The 19961-nt window shown below is 35.1% G+C and carries 14 protein-coding genes and 1 pseudogene; 4 read left to right on the plus strand and 11 right to left on the minus strand.

Translation table 11 applies throughout. The features are described from left to right. Nucleotides 1–5: 5 nt before the first annotated feature. The 8 genes from MUA40_RS08520 to MUA40_RS08555 all read right to left on the minus strand — a co-directional run bounded on the left by MUA40_RS08520 (nt 6) and on the right by MUA40_RS08555 (nt 10010). Nucleotides 6–365: a hypothetical protein gene (locus tag MUA40_RS08520; RefSeq protein ID WP_016424716.1), complete on the minus strand. Its 360-nt coding sequence runs from the start codon at nt 363–365 to the stop codon at nt 6–8. Next, the gene (locus MUA40_RS08525; protein WP_016424715.1) at nt 352–1494 is read right to left on the minus strand and encodes a glycosyltransferase family 4 protein; all 1143 of its coding nucleotides are present in this window, start codon (nt 1492–1494) and stop codon (nt 352–354) included. The genes MUA40_RS08520 and MUA40_RS08525 overlap by 14 nt, the downstream gene beginning before the upstream one ends. Then, complete coding sequence (locus tag MUA40_RS08530) at nt 1479–4061, minus strand: glycosyltransferase (protein WP_016424714.1); 2583 nt, start codon at nt 4059–4061, stop codon at nt 1479–1481. Before MUA40_RS08530 ends, MUA40_RS08525 begins: the two co-directional genes overlap by 16 nt. After that, nucleotides 4058–4630: a hypothetical protein gene (locus MUA40_RS08535; RefSeq protein WP_016424713.1), complete on the minus strand. Its 573-nt coding sequence runs from the start codon at nt 4628–4630 to the stop codon at nt 4058–4060. The genes MUA40_RS08530 and MUA40_RS08535 overlap by 4 nt, the downstream gene beginning before the upstream one ends. Continuing rightward, nucleotides 4631–5824: a glycosyltransferase family 4 protein gene (locus tag MUA40_RS08540; RefSeq protein WP_262569412.1), complete on the minus strand. Its 1194-nt coding sequence runs from the start codon at nt 5822–5824 to the stop codon at nt 4631–4633. 21 nt (nt 5825–5845) lie between these two features. Then, entirely contained in the window at nt 5846–6658 is an 813-nt protein-coding gene (locus tag MUA40_RS08545; protein ID WP_016424711.1) for an ABC transporter permease, read from the minus strand. A 29-nt stretch (nt 6659–6687) separates the two neighbouring features. Continuing rightward, the gene (locus MUA40_RS08550; RefSeq protein ID WP_037559217.1) at nt 6688–7950 is read right to left on the minus strand and encodes a nucleotide sugar dehydrogenase; all 1263 of its coding nucleotides are present in this window, start codon (nt 7948–7950) and stop codon (nt 6688–6690) included. A gap of 395 nt (nt 7951–8345) precedes the next feature. Continuing rightward, complete coding sequence (locus tag MUA40_RS08555; RefSeq protein WP_126496153.1) at nt 8346–10010, minus strand: phospho-sugar mutase; 1665 nt, start codon at nt 10008–10010, stop codon at nt 8346–8348. A 348-nt stretch (nt 10011–10358) separates the two neighbouring features. On the opposite strand from MUA40_RS08555, the gene MUA40_RS08560 reads away from it, so the two are divergent. From MUA40_RS08560 to MUA40_RS08575, 4 genes are all read left to right on the plus strand, one after another. Beyond that, entirely contained in the window at nt 10359–11585 is a 1227-nt protein-coding gene (locus tag MUA40_RS08560; protein WP_016424708.1) for an LCP family protein, read from the plus strand. 17 nt (nt 11586–11602) lie between these two features. Further along, nucleotides 11603–12073 carry a DUF2538 family protein gene (locus MUA40_RS08565; RefSeq protein WP_016424707.1) on the plus strand — a complete coding sequence of 157 codons (471 nt, stop codon included), beginning with the start codon at nt 11603–11605 and terminating at the stop codon, nt 12071–12073. A 310-nt stretch (nt 12074–12383) separates the two neighbouring features. Continuing rightward, nucleotides 12384–12806 (plus strand): GNAT family N-acetyltransferase, encoded by a 423-nt coding sequence (locus tag MUA40_RS08570; RefSeq protein WP_016424706.1) that lies wholly within the window; start codon nt 12384–12386, stop codon nt 12804–12806. A 224-nt stretch (nt 12807–13030) separates the two neighbouring features. Further along, nucleotides 13031–17002: a GW dipeptide domain-containing protein gene (locus MUA40_RS08575; protein ID WP_016424705.1), complete on the plus strand. Its 3972-nt coding sequence runs from the start codon at nt 13031–13033 to the stop codon at nt 17000–17002. Nucleotides 17003–17257: 255 nt separating this feature from the next. Here the strand turns inward: MUA40_RS08575 and MUA40_RS08580 are convergent. The 3 genes and pseudogenes from MUA40_RS08580 to MUA40_RS08590 form a co-directional block, all read right to left on the minus strand. Then, nucleotides 17258–17419: pseudogene (locus MUA40_RS08580) on the minus strand (transposase); the annotation flags it as partial. After that, nucleotides 17383–17763 (minus strand): transposase family protein, encoded by a 381-nt coding sequence (locus MUA40_RS08585; RefSeq protein ID WP_194513262.1) that lies wholly within the window; start codon nt 17761–17763, stop codon nt 17383–17385. The gene MUA40_RS08585 and the pseudogene MUA40_RS08580, both read right to left, overlap by 37 nt. Nucleotides 17764–17981: 218 nt before the next feature. After that, nucleotides 17982–19790: an acyltransferase family protein gene (locus MUA40_RS08590; protein WP_262569414.1), complete on the minus strand. Its 1809-nt coding sequence runs from the start codon at nt 19788–19790 to the stop codon at nt 17982–17984. Nucleotides 19791–19961: the final 171 nt, after the last annotated feature.

Below are 19961 nucleotides of genomic sequence, written 5' to 3' on the forward strand. Positions count from 1 at the left end.
TTTTCTTAATAGACTCTCATTTCCTTTGATTCTGATACTTTTTGCTGATCATTTTGTTGTACAAAGGCTTTGATTCTATATTTACCGGGTTCTAATTCGAGTTGAAAATGGTTTTGAACTTGATACATGATTTTATCAATCGCTACTGATTCACCCTTTTTATAAATATAGAGCGCATATTTCATTTTTTCTCCCGAACTACATATTGTTACATCAATTTCGCCTTCTTTTTCCTGATGAGTTACGATATCATCGATTTTCAAAGTTGCTGGATTATGATCGAGTAAGTATGCTGTTTCAAGCATGATGTCTTCTAATTGTGATTCTAGATATTCATATGCGGCTTGATAATTAATATTCCCCATTTGTAATCACCTCAAGTTCTTTTTGAAGTACAACATCTGAACCTGTTATACTTTGTATCATTTTGGATGCGTTTCTACTCATTTCTAAAAATACTTTTGGATGTTGAATTAAATAATCAATATAAGCAACCATTTGATCAACATCGTTTCGTGGTGCTAAAAACCCAGATACTGCTTGCTGAATAAAATTGGGGATGCCACCAATCTCATTCGAAATGGGTACTAATCCTGAACTCATGGCTTCATTAATTGATACGCCTTGAGAATCATGGCGACTAGGTCCTAAATATATGCCATGCTCTCGATGGATGCTTGAGATTTCATTTTGCGGAATAAACATCTTATTCAAATTAACATTTTTCTTATTTTGAAGCGGCTTTGTAATTTTTTCAAACAGTGGCCCATCCCCATAGATTGAAAATTTGAGTTTCTTAAAGTATTTCTTTTTAGCTAATTGTTGTATGACTTTTACTGTTAGGTCATTTGCGTAATTTTTAGCAGTAAAGGGGCGTATCGATACAATATGAAAGCGGTCCTCTTCTGTTTTTTCGTGATAAGGAAATAAATCTGCATCAATCATATTCGGTATGATTTCAAAGTTTTCAGGCTCAACACCTACAAATGGATCTACATACAATGTCTTAAATCTTTCAGAGACATAAATAAACTGTACGTTCATATCTTGGCGTGTCATTAACTTTTTCAAAAAAGCTTTTTGAACTGGATAAAAATGCTCTTTTTTCTGTAGTTGCGCTTTTAGTGACCCCGGTGATGATAAGTAATTATAATAACGTGTATACCATGCCTCAGCTTCAAAACCGTGTAACCAGACAACGACATTCGGCTTTACTTTTAAGCGTTCTACTGCGTTAAACATTTTATAATTAATAAAATGGAATAACAGCTTATCGTAACGGTAATATAATAGATGATTGTATAATTGTGCCTCATCCATATACATGATTTTTACACCATCAAAGTATTCATCTCTTTTGATTTTAGTTGTAAAAACAACAACCGTTACATCGAGCCCTTGTGCTAAGTAGCCTTTAACTCTTCGATGAATGAAAGCATTCGCATATATTTTATCTTTGTTTGGATATGCATTGGTTATCAGTAAATACCCCATTCTTTCACCTCGTTCTTCATCATTTCAATTTCATCTACTAATTCCGCATCATACGGACGATCAAAATGTTGATATAAATCAATGATTGCTAAAAATGCTTTCAACACATTTGGATCTTTCTCTGTCGTTCTATTTATCCTTGAAATATACCAATGCTTAACATAGTAATTAAAACGATGATTCATATATGTTGATAAATAGCCATGCTGTTTTAGAAATTTCACCTTTTCCCGCTCAACTAAATAATATTTTCTAAAAAATTGTTCAGAAATTTGATTTGTCATCGAATTGGCAATCCCTGCGTAGTAGACATGCACTGTAGCATCAACCACTTTGATCGCTTGGGCATGATGAATCATTGTTAAAAAGAACAATGAATCTTGTCCTAAAGCACCCGGCACCATTTTAATTTGATGTTTTTTTAATAAAGACTTCCTAACAATGAGCGCTTGAATACTGGCTGTCTTAAGTTTCATATCATGTAAAAATTGGTGAGTCTGTCGCGTCATATCCGCATGCACGACATGAACAAACTGTTGATAATAATCATGTTTTTTCGTTTCAGTTTGGTCTACTTTTAACATGTTGCCAATTACAGCATCAATCTCATCATTTTGTGTTATTTCCTCGAACAAACGGTCAATTCCTTCTCCAATCCATTCATTATCAGGATCTAGAAAAGTGATCAGGTCACTCTTCGCATAATCAATCCCTATATTTCTTGGCGTCGAAGCACTCCCTGAAGCTTCATCTAGATGAATCACTTCAATATTTTTGTACCATTGACTATACATTTTCATTAAGTTGCTGGTGTAACGATCCGTTGACCCATCATCAACAAGAATGACTTCTAGTTTTGGAAACAAAGGATGACTTATGATTGAACGTAAACATTTATGCTCTAAATGTGTACCATTGTTATGGACAGGCACAATCACACTGAGTTCAGGTTTCACAGGTGGAACTGCTTCAATCTGATTCTGACTATCTACAAATGTGATGTCTAATGCAAAACCTCGTTGATTATTGTCATGTTGTTGATTAAATGCTGTTAAATAGCGGCTGTCATAACCACTCACCCATCGATATCCCTCCGTCCTTTTGGTAATAAATCGGACATCGGTATACATAAACGCTGCTGCAAAGTCACTCAAGTATTCGGGATCATAGTTGAAATCAGATGAGAAGAACGTGTAGTAATCTGTATGAATGTCGTCCGTGGAGGAAACACATGTTTTCCATTCATAAGTTTGAGCTTCAAACATTTCCATTGCTTTCGTATCCGCTTCCTCGATAACTACCGTGAGCTCAGGAAGATTTGAGCTTTGACTAGACAATCCAATGAATTGACTGACATCGTTCAACCACTTCAACTGATGCGCTGTTGAAAGCATGACCTTTTGAATACCGATGGATTGTGCTCTTTTAATTAAAACGGAATCTAATCTATTAATTTTCTTCACATCTTGAGGCTCAAAAACCATCTGTACCTGTGGAAAATGTGCATTCACAAATGTGTTATAATTCGATAGCATGAACACGCCCATGCCTTGTAACTCGAAAATTCGGTTCGCACACATAGTCTGGGAATATTTAATAGTATTCACATTAATAGCAAATGGATAGGCACGATGCATTTTCATCGTATTCATATGGTTTAACGGTGCAGCAATATAGGGTAAGAATGCTGCTGGAAACTGATACTTCTTTTTATTTGTCCATAGATTTCGATCATAAATGGTTAAATCCCAGTTATTTTGAATGACGCCTTCCAAAATTGTTTGTATATCCGCCGCACGTTCTTCATATTTATCTAGCCAAGAACCTGCAAAAACAATTTTTTTATCCGCAACATCTCGGCTGGACGCTATCGGATGATGGATTCGAGGATTGATTGGAAACCGCATCTGTTTCACCTTTGCAATGCCTAATTTTTCTTTATAAGCTAACACAAAATCTTGTTCCGTCGTTATCACATGTTCAAACCATTGTGCATGAGATTGAAAGACCTCAAAATTAATAGGATCCTCCTTATTGAAAAATACGATAGGAATTGCTCTATCTTGGAAATTTTTAACAAGCCTTTTCAGTTCTTCATATTTTTCACTATGAACGTTCGTATTGCCTTCCCAATAACCATCTATACCTTTCCAAGTCGATGCAATGATGACAAAATCATAATGTTCATCCTTATGTTTTTCATTAATGTAAATTAAATTACAAGCTCCTTTTAAAGCATCATATAAAAATGTATCTGCGACAATGCCTACTGTTAAAGGCAATTTCTCTTGATTTAATAAAGTTTGTTCTGTCGTGTTCACTAAGTCAAAAGATGCATTTTGATCCCCTTTTCCCACTTGATGATAAGTACGAATATAGTCAACGTAAGGTTTTAACGCATGGGATCGATAGATTTCGTAAAGCCCTTTACCCTCATCTTGTTCTATGACGTCCGCAATATTTTGGAGCGTTGTGAGTTCTTCTTCTTTGAAATCAATCTTTTCTCTCGTCATTCGGAATGGTTTAGGATTGCCAAATAATAAATACTTTATCTCTCTAAAATTCATTTCAGCCTCTCCCACCATTTAATCTGAAGTTTTCCCAATTTTGAATTGCGCAACTTCAAGTATCGATCTTTTAATGTGTTATTTTGTTCCATCAATTGTGCAATCGATTGTCGTTTTTCAATCGTATCTCCGAGCAATTTTTTTACAACATTAAGTTGTTGCTTTCTTTGAATGGCCATGAGGATATTCAAATGATTTGCGATTAAGTACCCTACATCATTGACTTGATAATCAAACGGCTCATCTTGATTTTCAAGGTAAACTTGCTTCCATTTTTGATCAAAATAAGCAAGATGAATCTCATTTAACTGTGAATCAACGTGTAAAAATAACATTAACTGTACATCATTTTTATTCACATAAAGCTCAAGCTCGCTCTGTTTCAAAGCAAGCTTAGTTGACTGTTCATATTCATATAACACTTGATATAACTTTGAGGTTGGGTCATTTAATTCAAATGGTATTGTCATCGCTTCGTCTTGATAGATTGGAACCTTCCCAGACTTTAATCTTACATAAGCACCTTCATACGATGTTTCAGAGATGAATTGTTTAAAACTCGATTCCATTTAACCCCTCCTCAACCTTTGCGTTAACTGTTCGATATTGTTTTCCCATATAAAATCCGCATCTCTTAAACTTTGCGTATTATCGATGGTTTGTTTCAATAATTGTGGATTATTTTTCAGTTCTAAAATATAGTTAACGATTTCTTCCAATGAGGCATTTTCCTTTGAAAAGCCAACGCCACTTTGTTGTATTAAGTCACACACCGTTTCTCCTAAATTACTGACGACCGGTGTACCTGAACATATGCTATCAACAATTTTGCCAGGCATTACATTCATAAATACAGGTGTATTTTTTAAAATAGACAACGAAACATGATGAGTTGAAATCATTGCTAAACATTCTTCTCTTTTTAACGGAGGAATGAGTCGAACATAATGCATACACTCTTGTTTGACAGCACTTCTAAATCGGTCTGCTTTCACACCATAAACAATAGCTGTAAAATGAACTTTTTTTGCGTTAAGCTGTCGCGCAATCGAGATTAATTGTTCCACATCTTGTGCATAACCAATATTACCTGTATAGATGACTGAAAATGCCTCTAATTTATGGGTAGGTTGAACTTCACTTTTTGTAATAGCATTTGGCATATAAATAAAATGCTTATCGTTACCAATCATATTTTTAATATAAGTCTCAAAAAAAGGATTGTTAATCACCACATCATCCGCTTGTTTATACATTTGTTTTTCTAAAAACTTTAGAATTGGCTTTGAATATTTAAGTTTAAACTTCCCAATATCTATAAAACTGTCAGGCCATAAATCTCTAATTTCTAGAAAATATTTCGCTCTCTTATTCTTTTTGAAAAACAGAGTGGCCCAAGCCATAAATATATTAGGACTACTGACAAATATATTTTCAAAACCATCTAATCTTTTAAGATAATACTTTAATTTAACTGTCAACTCGAGATAGTAAAGTAAGCGATAAACTAAATTCGGATGTTGTTTATCAAATCTCATATGGATGCGATGGATTTGTGTGCCTTCAAGTTGATTTAAAGCATCATTATCGAAATAACGCTCGCTTTTAAAGATTTCTCTATTGGGATAAGATGGATCCGTTGTCACAATCATCGGATTAAATCCCCTTTTCTGGAGTTGCTCAAATATATTTTTCATCCTATTAGCTGCTGATCCAAGTTCTGGATAAAAATTTTGACTGATTAATAAAATTTTGTATTTCATACCTGCTCCTTCTGCATTGTGCTATAAAAAATCTAATAATCGGTCTTTAAATCTTTGATGTACTAAAGCCCCTAAAGTTAACATCAACAATGTAAACGTCCAATAATAAAAATGATCTGCCATTGTCCCATATAGCAAATGTGGACTTGTTAAAAAAGCACTTCTATAGACTTCTACTAAATAAGTAAAAGGATTTAACTTAGCTATTTTTTGTAAAATAGGCTGTGCAGAATTGAGACTCCAAAATATAGGTGTCATGAAGAAACCTAATCTCAATATATTTTGTAAAAGGTTTCTTGTGTCTCTGACAACAATGACAAGTGAACTCATCAATAAAGAAATCCCAAAAATTGCTGGAAATGCAGCGAAAATAAAGTAAAGAAATATAAAGTACTTCCAAATCGCAACATAACCATTGACGACCGATATGACAAATAAAATCATGGTCATAAAGCACAGATTAAACAACGTATTGGTGAATGAAATCGATAATAAGACAGAGGATGGAAATTTCATTTTCGTCACTAACTCTAAATTAGATTGAATCGCATTGGCGCCCGAATTAATACTTTGAGAAATGAATAGCCAAGGAAATAAACCAGAAATTAAATGGACGATAAAAGGCACGCCATCCACTAAATGGTTTCCTCCACCTCTTAAACCTAATCCAAAGATTAAATAATAGACGCCGACTTGCATCATAGGTTGTAAAATATTCCAAAACACACCAAGATAGTGATTAGAATACTGAGATTTCATATTATATGCTGCCAATTGAATTATTTTTTGCCAATTTCCAACTTGTTCTTTTAAAATCTTAAATAATATATTCACACTTATAACCTACTATCTTTATAAAGTCTTCACATACTTTCTATTTCGTATAAATTACCGTAGTTGAAGTATTTAACTTCATTAAAAGTGTTCGGTATGACATTTTTTGTATCAAGTATCAACTTATCTTTCATTGAACTAAAGTCTTGGTCTTTAAGTATTTTAAATTCCGAATGATCACTTAAGACAATGACAAGGGATGAGCCCTCTACAGCCTTTGCGATGTCTTTTTCAACAAAGTCCAATTGGACGTGAGGATCATACGCAACAACATCTAATCCTTCGATTGCTTTTAATAATTCATAAATATCAAATGCAGGCGATTCACGTATATCATCCACATCACCTTTATACGTTAAACCAAAAACAGTAACCTTTTGACCGTTCACTGTTTGTAAAATCTTTTTCACATGATCTACGACAAACTGTGGCATCGAACGATTAATTTTACGACCTGTTTGTATTAATGGAGAGTGTTCAGGATCTTTCGCAATAATAAAATAAGGATCTACTGCTAAACAGTGACCACCTACGCCAGGTCCAGGCCAATGAATATTAACTCTTGGATGTTTGTTTGCCATTTCAATGACATCAAGTACGTTAATGTTTAAATGATTGCTAATCTTTGCTAGCTCATTGGCTAATGCAATATTCAAATCACGATACGTATTTTCCATTAGCTTACTCATTTCAGCAGTACGTGCATTTGTTTCAATCATTTCTCCTTGAACAAAAGTGCGGTAAACATTTTTGCCCGCTTCCACACATGCAGGCGTGACGCCCCCTATAATCCGATTATTATGTACAAGTTCTTCTAAAATTTTTCCAGGAAGTACACGTTCAGGACAATGGACTAAATACAAATCCTCACCAATCGTATAGCCTTGTTGCTCAAGAAACGGTTTGACATGGTCATCAATTGTGCGCGGTGCGATTGTTGATTCCACAATCACTGTGTTGCCAGATTTCAAATAAGGCACAATACTTTCAAGTGCACGCATCACAATTGAAATATCACATGATTCATACGTATCATCATTGTTAGGTGTTGGAACCGCAATGATAAAAACATCCGCTTCTTCAGGGGTTTGAGATGCTTTAAAATTCCCTTTTTCCAATACAGCCTCATATGCTTCTTGTAATCCAGGTTCTTCGATATGAATTTGCCCTTGATTTAAACTTGCTACTGCTTGAGGATTAATATCTACACCAAGCACTTCCACCCCGTGTTTTGCAAACATAATAGATGTTGGTAAACCAATATAACCTAAACCAATCGTAGTTAATTTCACGCTCATACACCTTTCTTCTCTATAGTTTAATCATTCCATCACATCTAACTGATTTTTATTTAAATTATTAAATCTATATTAATCTTTAAGTAAATTCGGTCTGATTTCAATTAAAAATACAAATTTATTATTAAATTTACATTATCTTAGACTGGGCTAAAATTCTTTTTAACATTCTTTACATTTCTTTAATATTTTTATAAACAGATCAAATTTTTAAGCACAAAAAAACCTCAAATGAAATAACGATGCGTTATTCCTTTCGAGGTTTATCATTTGTCAATAGATGAGGTGATAAAAGATTAATTATAGCGTTTATAACAACCTTATAAAGGCTAAGGTGCATGTGCGAAATTACGCTACCTTCATCATTTTTCATCTTAAACAACACAATATTATGATTCAGCTAAATACAGCGCTTTAAAGTTGTTGACTAACGCATTAAAATCAGGCACATTAAGTGAAAAATAAATTTTTATTTTTGGTTCTGTCCCTGAAGGTCTTAATGCGATAAAGCCTTCATCAAATGTATAACGAATTAAATCCGCTTGTGGCAACGTGATTGCAGTCTCTTCACCTGTTGAAAGATGTGTTGCCTTTTGCGTTAAATAATCTTCTTTTGTTTTTACTTTTAATCCTGCAATGTGTTCGCTTGTATCATTTCTAAAATGAGCCATCATGGCCTCTATTATTTGTCTACCTTTTGGTCCTTCGTAAGACGGCGAAAGCGTTAAATCTTCATAGCGACCGATTTCTTTATAAATATCTTCAAGTACCGCTTTAAATGTGAGTCCATTTTGATGCAACAGTTGTTTATATTTAACGAGTAAAGGAATAAACTGAATTGCATCTTTATCTCTTGATAAATCTTTCGCTAAATACCCATGACTCTCTTCGAACGCTAACACCAACTGTGCGTCATCATTTTGCTGTTGACGACGTTCTAACTCTTCAGAAATGTATTTAAATCCCGTCAAAACGTTTACAACTTTAATATCTAACGCTGATGCTAATACCTCACTCAAAGCGCCCGTAACGATTGATTTAACCATATAGAACGCATTGCCTGATGTTTGCAGCTGTTGATAGCGTAATTTAAGTAAGATTAAGCCAATTTCATTACCATTAAAATAACGTGTTGAGCCATCTTCATAGCGCTCAACAAACCCGAATCGGTCTGCGTCTGGATCTGTAGCAATGATAAGTGACGCATTTTCTTGTTCTGCTAAACGTTTGCCATATTCAAACGCAGCTTCTTCTTCTGGATTAGCACTTTTAACAGTTGGAAATCTGCCATCAGGTTCTGACTGTGTTGTTTCAATAACATAGTTATCAAACCCAAGCTCTGTGAGTATGTCTGCAGCTATAGGTAAGCTTGTTCCGTGTAAACTTGTTAAAACAACACGTGCATTGTTTTCTTCAATTACGCCAACTAAATCTTTCACGCCTTGCTTATACGCCTCAGTCACTTCAGTAGGCAAAGACGTAATCAATTTTTCTGTTTTTAACGAATTGAAATCACGTGCTTCAATTTCTAATGGAGATTCAATTGCATTAATATATTGGCTCAAGTCTTCTGATGCCTCAGGTAATAATTGTCCACCATCTGCACCATAAATTTTAATACCATTATAATGACTTGGATTATGACTTGCCGTAATCATGACACCTGCTGTTGCTTTTAGCTCGCGTACAGCAAATGACAACTCCGGTGTTGATTTATAAGTATCCGCTAATACGACGCTAACGCCTTCAGTTGCTAATACACGTGCAATTTCTTGAGAAAATTCTTGTGATAAAAATCGTGTATCAAAGTGAATCACAACTGTTGGATGCTCATTTTTTTGTTTTAAATATTGTGCGAGTCCTAATGCCACTTTACGTATTGTAAACTTGTTTAAACGACCTGGACCGAGACCAAACGTACTCCGAATCCCAGCGGTACCAAAAGTTAAAACATCTTCAAAACCCGCTTCTTGTTCTTCCTTTGTTTGTTCTTCATAAAAGGGTTTAACTAAACTTTCATCAAGATGTGACATCCATTGTGCCTTCAAAAACATCCACCATCCTTATTTTGCTCTTTATCATTGGAAGTGGGACAGGATCAAATCGATTTTACAACCTCAATGTTGCAACAGGATACAACGCTTGAGGAAAGCTATGTATAAAAGTGCACAACTTCCAGTCATCAACAGCGCGTGTATCGATTTTGATACAATCATCAAAAAAGATTATATGATGTCCCACTTCTTTCATTAATTAACTCTATTATACACCAACACGAAGTCCTACACATGAAAAAACAATTTATTTCGAAGCGGTGCATCTGAAATGATTGAAATCTTACAATCAATTGCATTACAATATATAATCATATGTTAAAAATATCTTTTTAGGAGCAATTTATTATGAATAAAGGACTCAAATATCTGTTGTACTTACTTGCTTTAATGCTTGTAATTGTTCCTACAATTTTTGCGTTTATTCTATTTAATTCATCGAAACATGCTTTTGACGACTCATTTTCTCATTCTGATGAGCGTCAATCTAAATTAAGAGATAGTAAAGTCAATGCTGCAAAGGAGCCTGTTTCAATTTTATTTTTAGGTATTGATGACAGTAGTTCACGAAGAGAAAACGGACAAAGTACAGAACATTCACGTACAGATGCAATGATTTTATCCACTTTAAATCCTGATAAACATCAAATCCGTTTACTGAGTATCCCACGTGATACTTTGAGCTACATTCCAAAAGTCGGTTACTTTGACAAGATTACACATGCACATGCATATGGAGGACCAGAATCTTCAATGGATACGGTGGAAACTGAGCTTAATGTCCCTGTTGATTATTATGTTCGTATTAATATGGATGCTTTTGCTGATACAGTTGATGAGCTTGGTGGTATTGAATATAATGTGCCATACGATCTCAACGAACCTAACACTAAAGATAAAGGTCGCATCAAACTGAAAAAAGGTAAGCAAAAATTAAACGGCGACGAAGCACTCGCAATCACACGTACACGTAAACAAGACTCTGACTTAAAACGTGGCGAAAGACAAATGGAAGTTTTAAAAATTCTCTTCCGTAAAGCGCAAGAGACAAATTCTTTACACAAATTAGATGATATTATTGAAATTGTAGGAAAAAATTCTAAACATAACTTAAATTACTCTGAAATTCGTGCACTCGCAACAAACTATTTAGCAAATGATGTCACAATCAAATCTCAACAACTTAAAGGTGAAAATGAATTGCTTAACGGCATTTACTACATTAATCCTGACGTCGATGATTTAATTAAGACATCAAACTTATTACGTGAAGATTTAGAATTAAGACCCATTAAAAATAAAAGTGACTTTCTGATACAACGTGCGAAGTCCTTTTACGGTGAAGTTCCTCCATTAACAGAAATCGATGATCAGCTATTAAAAGGACGCCAAAAATCACAAAAAGATAACACATCATCAGAACAACAAAATGGTGATAGTCAAGCGTCACCAGCAGTTGATCAAAATCAAAATCAGCCCGCTGTTACTGAACAAGCACCAAGTCAACAGCCTGATTCATCACAACAGTCACAAGGGGTTCCAGACCCATCTCAAAATAACAATACATTTTATTAATAAGGAGGTGCCTATACATGCCACGCCCTACACACGACAAAATCATGCAAATCAATGGGATATTCAACATGTTAGAGCAACAAATCATTCACAGTAAAGACATGGCGCATTTTCGACAAGAGTTATTTTATGTGAATCATGCACACCGTGAGAATTATGAAGCACTTCTACTTTATTATTCAGACAGCCAGAATAACCCGGTGATCAATGGTGCGTGTTATATCGTTGCACTTCCTGAAATTTTTGATGCGATTGATGTCTTTGAATCACCCCTCCCATTTTCATGGGTTTATGATGAAAAAGGTTTAACACCAGAGATGCAAAATTTGAGTGTGCCTATTCAATATCTCGTTGCTGCAGCATTAGAAGTAACTGATGTTAACATTTTCACACCTTCTGGCTATACAATGGGAATGAACAATTGGAATATTATTCAAATGCGGATTTTTTGGCAATATACCGCATTAGTACGACAAAATGCAATGTAATTTTAGCGCCTACCAACGCGAAATACGTTGTAATAGCTTCTATTTTATTAGCGCTCAATCCGCAGATTATATAATGATTTTGACTTCATAACGATAAATACAAAAACAGGTTGATGTCTTAAACACATGTTAGACGTCAACCTGTTTTTTGGCATTGTGCTCACGATAGAAAGTATACAATTTGAATCCCCTATTGTTTGCACGTGTCTAAATTGGGATAATACATTTTATATATTTTACTTCATTCTTAGTCTATTCAAAATCATTTATGATAAAATCGATATCATACTGATAAAAAAGGGGTGCAACGATGATCAAAAAAGTAGAAACAGCACGTGAATATGAAGATGTATTAGACATCAGAAAGATCGTTTTTGTAGAAGAACAAGGGGTGTCACTTGAAGAAGAAATTGATGAATTTGAAACAATCGCACAATATATGATTGCCTATAACGATGACCATCAACCCATCGCAACTGCACGCTTTCGAGATGTGAATGGCATTGCGAAAATTGAACGTGTTGCAGTTTTGAAATCTGAAAGAGGTCAAGGGACGGGGAAGGCATTAATGCGCGCACTCGAGCAAGAAGCGCAACGCCAAGGTTTTCGTCATTTCAAATTAGGTGCCCAAACACATGCGATTCCTTTTTATGAATCATTAGGCTATCAAGCGTATGGCGATCAGTTTTTAGATGCGGGTATCCCCCATTATTACATGGAGAAACATCTTTAATTACGAAAGCATTTAATGGAACATCATCATAACTCAGCTTACTTTATATATATTACTTTATTTGAAATAATCTATAATTTCTAATTGTGCATTATCTACATAAAATAACGGGGACAATTATTAAAGTTAAATTACAATCAAGTTAAAATGCACAATTCCTGTATCTTTAATTCTATAATGGCATTAATCAACTTTATATTAACTTATCTAAAAGGAGTAATGAAATGGTTAAAAAATTAGGTTATAAAACACCCACTATCATTGCATTAACATTAGCGGGGTCTGCATTAACTGCGCATGAAGCACATGCAGCTGAACAAACAAAAGCGCAAGAAACACCAACAAATATTTTAGACGAGCATCAACAAGTTCAGCAAGCCAACCAGGCCAAGAACGAAACGAAAGCTCCTACGATTTCTGGAACACAAGCGTATAAAGATCCAAATCAAGTTGAAATTGAAAAACCAACACAACCTAAAGCAGACTCAAGTCTTTTAGAACAAACTTCTGCTTCTTCATCAGCTACGCAACAAGCTACCGAACAAGAAGCAACTTCTCAAAATAACCATGCACAAGCAGACGTAGCTGAACAACCTGTTGCATCACCTTATGCTGCTGAAGAAATCGATCCACATCACGAAGCTGAAGTATCAACTGAAGCGTATCATGCTGCACAAGATCAAAAAACAGATGCACAACAAGAGACACCACAAAATGTCACAAAGTCGCAGCAATCCCCTTCTGAAGCATTACCGAAAGATGATTCACAAAATATCGCTGTACAACAACAAAATAATCAAGTGACAACTGAGCAACCAACAACTCATACGCAACAACCAACTCACAATACGCAACCAACGGCTAAAAAAGTACAATCAAAAGCAACTGCTATTTCCGCACAAGAGAGAGCTGCTGCTACATCTAATCAAGAGAAAAACTTAGCACGTGTCGTTGCACGTTCAGCTGAAAAAACACCAGCTGTAAAACAACAATCTACATCAACGAATGAAAAAGTAGATATCAATGCTAATCCAAATGGACCAACACCGCCTCGCGTTGGAGGTAAAGGTGGGCCTGCAACAGTTAAACTTGAACCTACAAACTATTCAGCTCGTGCAGTAGCCGCTACACCTAAAGCATATCAACCACAAGTCAAATCACAAATTAACGACTACATACGAAAACAAAAATTTAAAGTTCCTAAATATGAAGAAGACTATTCAAGCTTTATTCCACGCTATGGTTATCGCTACGGTGTTGGAAAACCTGAAGGCATCGTTGTTCACGACACAGCTAACGATAATTCAACAATTACAAGTGAAATACAATACATGAAAAATAATTATCAAAGTGCTTTTGTTCACGGATTTATCGATGGTAACCGAATAATTGAAACGCAACCAACTGATTATTTAGCTTGGGGTGCTGGCCCTATTGCGAACCAACGTTTTATTCATATTGAGCTTGTTCATGTGCATGACTATAATTCATTTGCACGTCAAATGAACAACTTTGCTGATTATGCAGCAACTAACTTACAATACTATGGCTTAAAACCTGATAGTGCAGAATATGACGGTAAAGGTACCGTTTGGACACATGACGCTGTTTCTAGATATTTAGGTGGTACAGACCACGTAGACCCACACGGTTATTTAAGAGCACATGGCTATTCTTATGATGAATTGTATGATCTTATAAATGAAAAATACCAAGTGAAAATGGGCTATGCTTCCCCTGCTGGTAGCACTGCAGGTCAATCATCAAAACCTAAACCGCAAAACAACAATTTAAAAGTGACTGACAATACAGGGTATAGCCGTATTTCATCTAAAAACAACGGTTTATACAAAACTGTGTATGACCAATCTGGTGTACGTACAAATCAAACAAATGTGACATTAAAAGTGACTAAAAAAGCAACACTGAATGGTCAATCATTTTATCTTGTATCCACTGCGAAAAACAATGGTTTACTCGGATGGGTACGCAGCAATGATGTCACTTATCAAAGTGCACAACCTGAAAAGAACGTGAAACAATCATACCAAGTTAAACCAGGTACAACTGTTTATGAAGTGCCTTGGGGTACAAAAGCACAAGCTACAGGTACAATTAGCGGTAGCAAAAAACAAACTTTCAAAGCAACTAAAGAACAGAAAGTCGCAAATACAAATTGGCTTTATGGTACAGTTAACAATTTAACAGGTTGGATTGATGCAAGTAACGTTGTAAAAACACCATCTTCATCAACAACTGCACCTTCTTCACCATTAAAAGTAACAGGTGACTCAGGTTTTGGTCGTATTAATAATAAAAATAACGGCTTATATAAAACTGTATACGATGCGAAAGGCCAACCTACATCAGCAACCAATCAAACTTTAAGTGTTCAGAAAAAAGCAACGCTCAATGGAAAATCATTCTATCTCGTATCTGACTATGCGACTGGCACTTATGTTGGATGGGTTCAACAAAAAGATGTTGACTACCGTACAGGTCAAGCAGCTAAAAATGTGAAACAAAACTACACAATCAAACCAGGCGCTACGCTTTACAAAGTCCCTTGGGGTACTAGCGCACAAGTGGCAGGTAAAGTCGCTGGTAAGAACGCACAAAACTTTGCTGCAACAAAATCTCAAAAAGTTGGAAACTTAACATTCGTTTATGGTACTGTTAATCAATTATCTGGATGGATCGACCAATCATTATTAACACAATCACAAGAAAAAGCAACAAAAAATGCCGTACAAAGTGTATCTCAAATCGGTCAATTAAAATCATCAACTGAAGGAATAAGAGCTTCGATTTATGATAAGACAGCTAAAAATGCTGCCCAATTCACTGACCGTACTTATAAAATTGCTAAAACAGCATCTAACCAAAATCACAATTACGTTTTATTACAAAACGCTGACGGCCGCACACCATTAGGATGGTTTAACGCGAATGATGTGATTCTACGTTCACTTGGTACTGAAAAACCAATGCATGGTCAATATAAAGTTAATAACAAAACAGCTGGATTATATTCAATCCCATGGGGTACTGCGAAACAACGTATCGATGCCCTATCTGGCAACGTAAAAGATCGTACATTTAGTGCTGTTAAATCTGTTGTTGCGGGTCCAGACACTTATTTATTCGGTCAAGTGAACCATAAAATGGGCTGGATTAACCTTAAAGATTTAAAACCTGTTGCTTCTGCTTACACAGTTAAGCCGACTTCAGCAACTAAAGCAACAAAATTAAGCCAACCTCAAGATTACTTTGTTTATAACGGAAATGGCTATTACTATGCCAAACCAAATGCACAAGTTTTAGGCTCTTTAAGTCCGTATTATGAAACATTATTTAAAGTGACAAGTACACAAAATGTAAAAGGTGTGACATGGCTTTACGGTACTTTTGAAAATGGCACACAAGGTTGGATTAAATCTGGTGACTTACGCTCATTACTTATTAAATATTACAATGCTAACGCTTCTTTAAAAGAAGCCGTTGATAAACAAATGGCATTGCCATACAAACCACAAGTTCAACATGTACCAGGCAAATGGGAAGATGCAAACCGCCAAGAAGTGCAAGCAGCAATGGATACACAAAACATTAAAAACAGCGCTTCAGGCATTTATCAATTCTTAAAACTCGATCAATATCAAGGCTTAAGTGCAGATGCATTGAACCGATTACTCGCAGGTAAAGGTATCTTAGCTGGCCAAGGTGCTGCGTTTGCAGAAGCGGCAAAAGCAAATAATATTAATGAAATCTACTTAATCTCACACGCATTTTTAGAAACTGGAAACGGTACATCTACATTAGCAAATGGTGGATACGTAGATAAAAACAATAAAGTGATCACTAACGGTCCTAAAAAATTCTACAATATGTTTGGTATCGGGGCAGTTGACTCTGACGCCATTCGCGGTGGTTTTAAAACAGCTGAAAAATATGGCTGGAATACTGTTAAAAAAGCAATCGTCGGCGGTGCGAAATTTATTGGTCAAAATTACATCCACGCAGGTCAAAACACGTTATACCGCATGCGTTGGAATCCACAAAACCCAGCGACACATCAATATGCAACAGATATCGCATGGGCAGACTTTAACGCAAAACGTATGAAACAATTCTATGATCAAATTGGTGAAGTTGGTAAATACTTCGATATCGATTTATATCGTCAAAGTAAATAAGATTGCTCATATTAAAAGCCCCAAAAGTGTGTTTAATACCTCTTTTGGGGTTTGTTTTTTGGGCTGTACACTTTATATGGTGGTTATGTGTCTATAATAATTAAGTCGCAAACTTCCGAATGCTTCTTCGAGTCTCGCTTTCCCAGGCGCCTTACCTCAACTAATTTTGGCTTTTATTGTAGCTCATAAGAAGCCAAAATGGATTTTCGGTTTCGGCTCTATGCCTCGGGAGTCTCGACTCGGTACGCAATCTATTTAAGCAATTTCACTATTGAAAAGTGGCATTGCTTTTTTCTTTGGTCTTTTATACAGTCTAAAAATAATAAAAATGCGATTTTTGAAGTTATAAAAGTTGCGATAGCCATATGAAACTCTTTTAATCAGTTTAACTTTTTGATTAATTCCTTCAATCGCTCCATTATTGAATTGAGGGGTTCCAATCGTATAAGCAATGATATCCTCATACTTTCTGTAGAAGCGTAACACTTTCCATCCATACATTTAAAACATTGTTTTAACAGATTTAAATACACTGCTATCTCTTGGAATCTTAAAAAAGTAATTCGCGATAAACGTTTTCCGTGTTTGTGTATTCGGTTTGGATTCGTATGATAACAGTGAGGACAAGTCATAGGCTTGTATGAAAGGGTACCAAAGATGACGTTAGATTTCTTACCTCTAATAACTACATCTTCTTCAACTTTAGTGATTTTAATATTATTATCTTTAATTTTTAGTAACTTTAATATATCATTACACATAGGCGCAATATGTCTCCTTTATTTTTGGTTTAGTCACTTAAAATGATAGAGGCATTTGCGCTATTTTTGTACAAAAAAGCAGGATGACTTATGTCATCCCACCATAAAAAATGAAGAACCGTTTTTTGTATCAAAAATAGGACCAGTGTTTGAATCACCGGACCTATTTAACACTTATAATATTTACTTTAGATATTCAAATTTGTAATGGTCGTTGTTTATTTATCGCCTTGATTGTCTTTCATTTCTTGATCTAATTCTTTCACGAGACGTTGAATACCTGGATGTTCTAAATGAATACCATCATAAGCAAAGTAATCCGTATGGCCTACGCCGACTTTATTCCAATCCACTAATGTGACATGCTTATGTTTATTAGCGACTTTTTTCATTAACTGATTAACATGATCTTTATAGTCACGTGGCACTGTCGTATTAATTAGGTAAACATCCGCTTTATCAAAATCTTTCACAATTTCTTCTAACTGCGCTTCATTGAAATCACCGTTTGTACCAATTTGAATGACGACTGGTTGCCCTGCTTTATTGTAATCTGTATATTTCTTAGCAACGTTGAGCGCAACACCCATAGAACGCCCGACTTCTGCGTCAATGGTTGGTTTTTGATAATAATCATCTAAATAATAGCCCATTCCTACTGTTAATGAATCCCCAATAAATAGAGGTGATTCTTTTTTAGGATCAAAAGATTTTTCATCAGTTGTTTTATCTTGCTTTTCAGGCTCGGGCTTTTTAGGTTTTTCTGTCGATTTATGATTTGTTTTATAAGCCGTTGCTTTTTGCTCTTGTTTTGCATAACCATCAAAATGTCCAGTTAATACAAATGCAGTTAACACAATGGCAGCTAAAACAAGTGGTGTACGAATAATCGAAGTCACTATTTTCTCTTTAAGGAAGAACGTTCTAAAACCATATCTTCTGAATGGCGTTTCCACAAATCGATAAGAAATTTCTGCCATAACAAACGTTAATACGACATCAATAATATACATGTAAAATGGGTACTGACCCGCTACAAAGTGATGGTGTACAAATGTAACGATGACAAAATGCCATAAGTATAAACTATACGATCTTTTCCCTATATATAAGAAAAGTGGATTACCCATAAATCTAGAAAGTAAGCCCGATGGTTGTACTACACTTGCAATAATAACTAAAGTCATTAATGAAATGGCGTAAAAGCCACCGCTATACAGAAAGTACTGTTGCTCATTCACAGCATAGAATAACCATAATAAAGCACCTAATGCGATGATACCAAAAATATCAATCAGATTTCTCCCAAGTTGTGGTGGCTTAGCTTTCAACTTAAATGCTGGCCACACAAATGCAAAGATAACACCTAATAATAGCGTTTGTAATCGTGTATCTGTTCCAAAATATGTACGTGAGTTATTCGCACCTGGTGCGGATAAATAAAACATTAATGCTGCTGAAGCGATAGAAATGATAGCGAATACGACAACGACCCATTTTTTTCGTCTAAATAATTTAAAAAATAACATTAAAATAATAGGATAAAAAATATAAAATTGCTCTTCTACAGCTAAAGACCATAAGTGCTTAAGTGGCATAGGTTTAAATTGATCAAAATAATCAACATCTTGGAAGATATACCACCAATTTGAGATGTAGAGTAAAGCTGCTATCGCATCACCTTTAATTGACTCTAAAAGCTTAGGGTCAAATGCTAAGACGTAGAGTACTGTAAATAAAGTAACAAATAACATTGCTGGGATTAAACGCTTAAACCGTTTAATCCAAAAATTCACTAAATTGATTTCACCGTAATTTTCATATTCGAATAGTAGTAAAGATGTAATTAAATAACCTGAAATAACAAAAAACGTATCTACACCTAAAAAACCACCAGATAGCCATTGAGAATTAAGATGATAAATGATAATCCCTATAACTGAAATCGCACGCAAACCATCTAAACCCGGCAAATATCGTGGAGGATGCTTCAATCGTTTCATTCCAGTAAAATTATTATGAGACATAGCTGATTTCTCCTATTCCATTTTTTTAAGGAACGATTTATAGATATACGCCCTTCAATTTACCACAAAAATAGTAGATTTTAAACCGTGAGTCGATGAGGTTTTGCAAAATAAAATAATCTTATGCTTCAAAGTTCTTTTTTATTTTTGTTTGGGCATTGTATAAAATAA

Source organism: Staphylococcus schleiferi (genome assembly GCF_025558325.1).
In the GTDB taxonomy this organism is placed as follows: domain Bacteria; phylum Bacillota; class Bacilli; order Staphylococcales; family Staphylococcaceae; genus Staphylococcus; species Staphylococcus schleiferi.

What these genes read in the sequence shown, in the direction of transcription:
- MUA40_RS08585 (WP_194513262.1), bottom strand. Translation starts at nt 17,763, where the DNA reads ATGTGTAATGATATATTAAAGTTACTAAAAATTAAAGATAATAATATT.
- MUA40_RS08540 (WP_262569412.1), bottom strand. Translation starts at nt 5,824, where the DNA reads ATGAAATACAAAATTTTATTAATCAGTCAAAATTTTTATCCAGAACTT.
- MUA40_RS08575 (WP_016424705.1), top strand. Translation starts at nt 13,031, where the DNA reads ATGGTTAAAAAATTAGGTTATAAAACACCCACTATCATTGCATTAACA.
- MUA40_RS08555 (WP_126496153.1), bottom strand. Translation starts at nt 10,010, where the DNA reads ATGTTTTTGAAGGCACAATGGATGTCACATCTTGATGAAAGTTTAGTT.
- MUA40_RS08565 (WP_016424707.1), top strand. Translation starts at nt 11,603, where the DNA reads ATGCCACGCCCTACACACGACAAAATCATGCAAATCAATGGGATATTC.
- MUA40_RS08535 (WP_016424713.1), bottom strand. Translation starts at nt 4,630, where the DNA reads ATGGAATCGAGTTTTAAACAATTCATCTCTGAAACATCGTATGAAGGT.
- MUA40_RS08530 (WP_016424714.1), bottom strand. Translation starts at nt 4,061, where the DNA reads ATGAATTTTAGAGAGATAAAGTATTTATTATTTGGCAATCCTAAACCA.
- MUA40_RS08525 (WP_016424715.1), bottom strand. Translation starts at nt 1,494, where the DNA reads ATGGGGTATTTACTGATAACCAATGCATATCCAAACAAAGATAAAATA.
- MUA40_RS08590 (WP_262569414.1), bottom strand. Translation starts at nt 19,790, where the DNA reads ATGTCTCATAATAATTTTACTGGAATGAAACGATTGAAGCATCCTCCA.
- MUA40_RS08560 (WP_016424708.1), top strand. Translation starts at nt 10,359, where the DNA reads ATGAATAAAGGACTCAAATATCTGTTGTACTTACTTGCTTTAATGCTT.
- MUA40_RS08570 (WP_016424706.1), top strand. Translation starts at nt 12,384, where the DNA reads ATGATCAAAAAAGTAGAAACAGCACGTGAATATGAAGATGTATTAGAC.
- MUA40_RS08520 (WP_016424716.1), bottom strand. Translation starts at nt 365, where the DNA reads ATGGGGAATATTAATTATCAAGCCGCATATGAATATCTAGAATCACAA.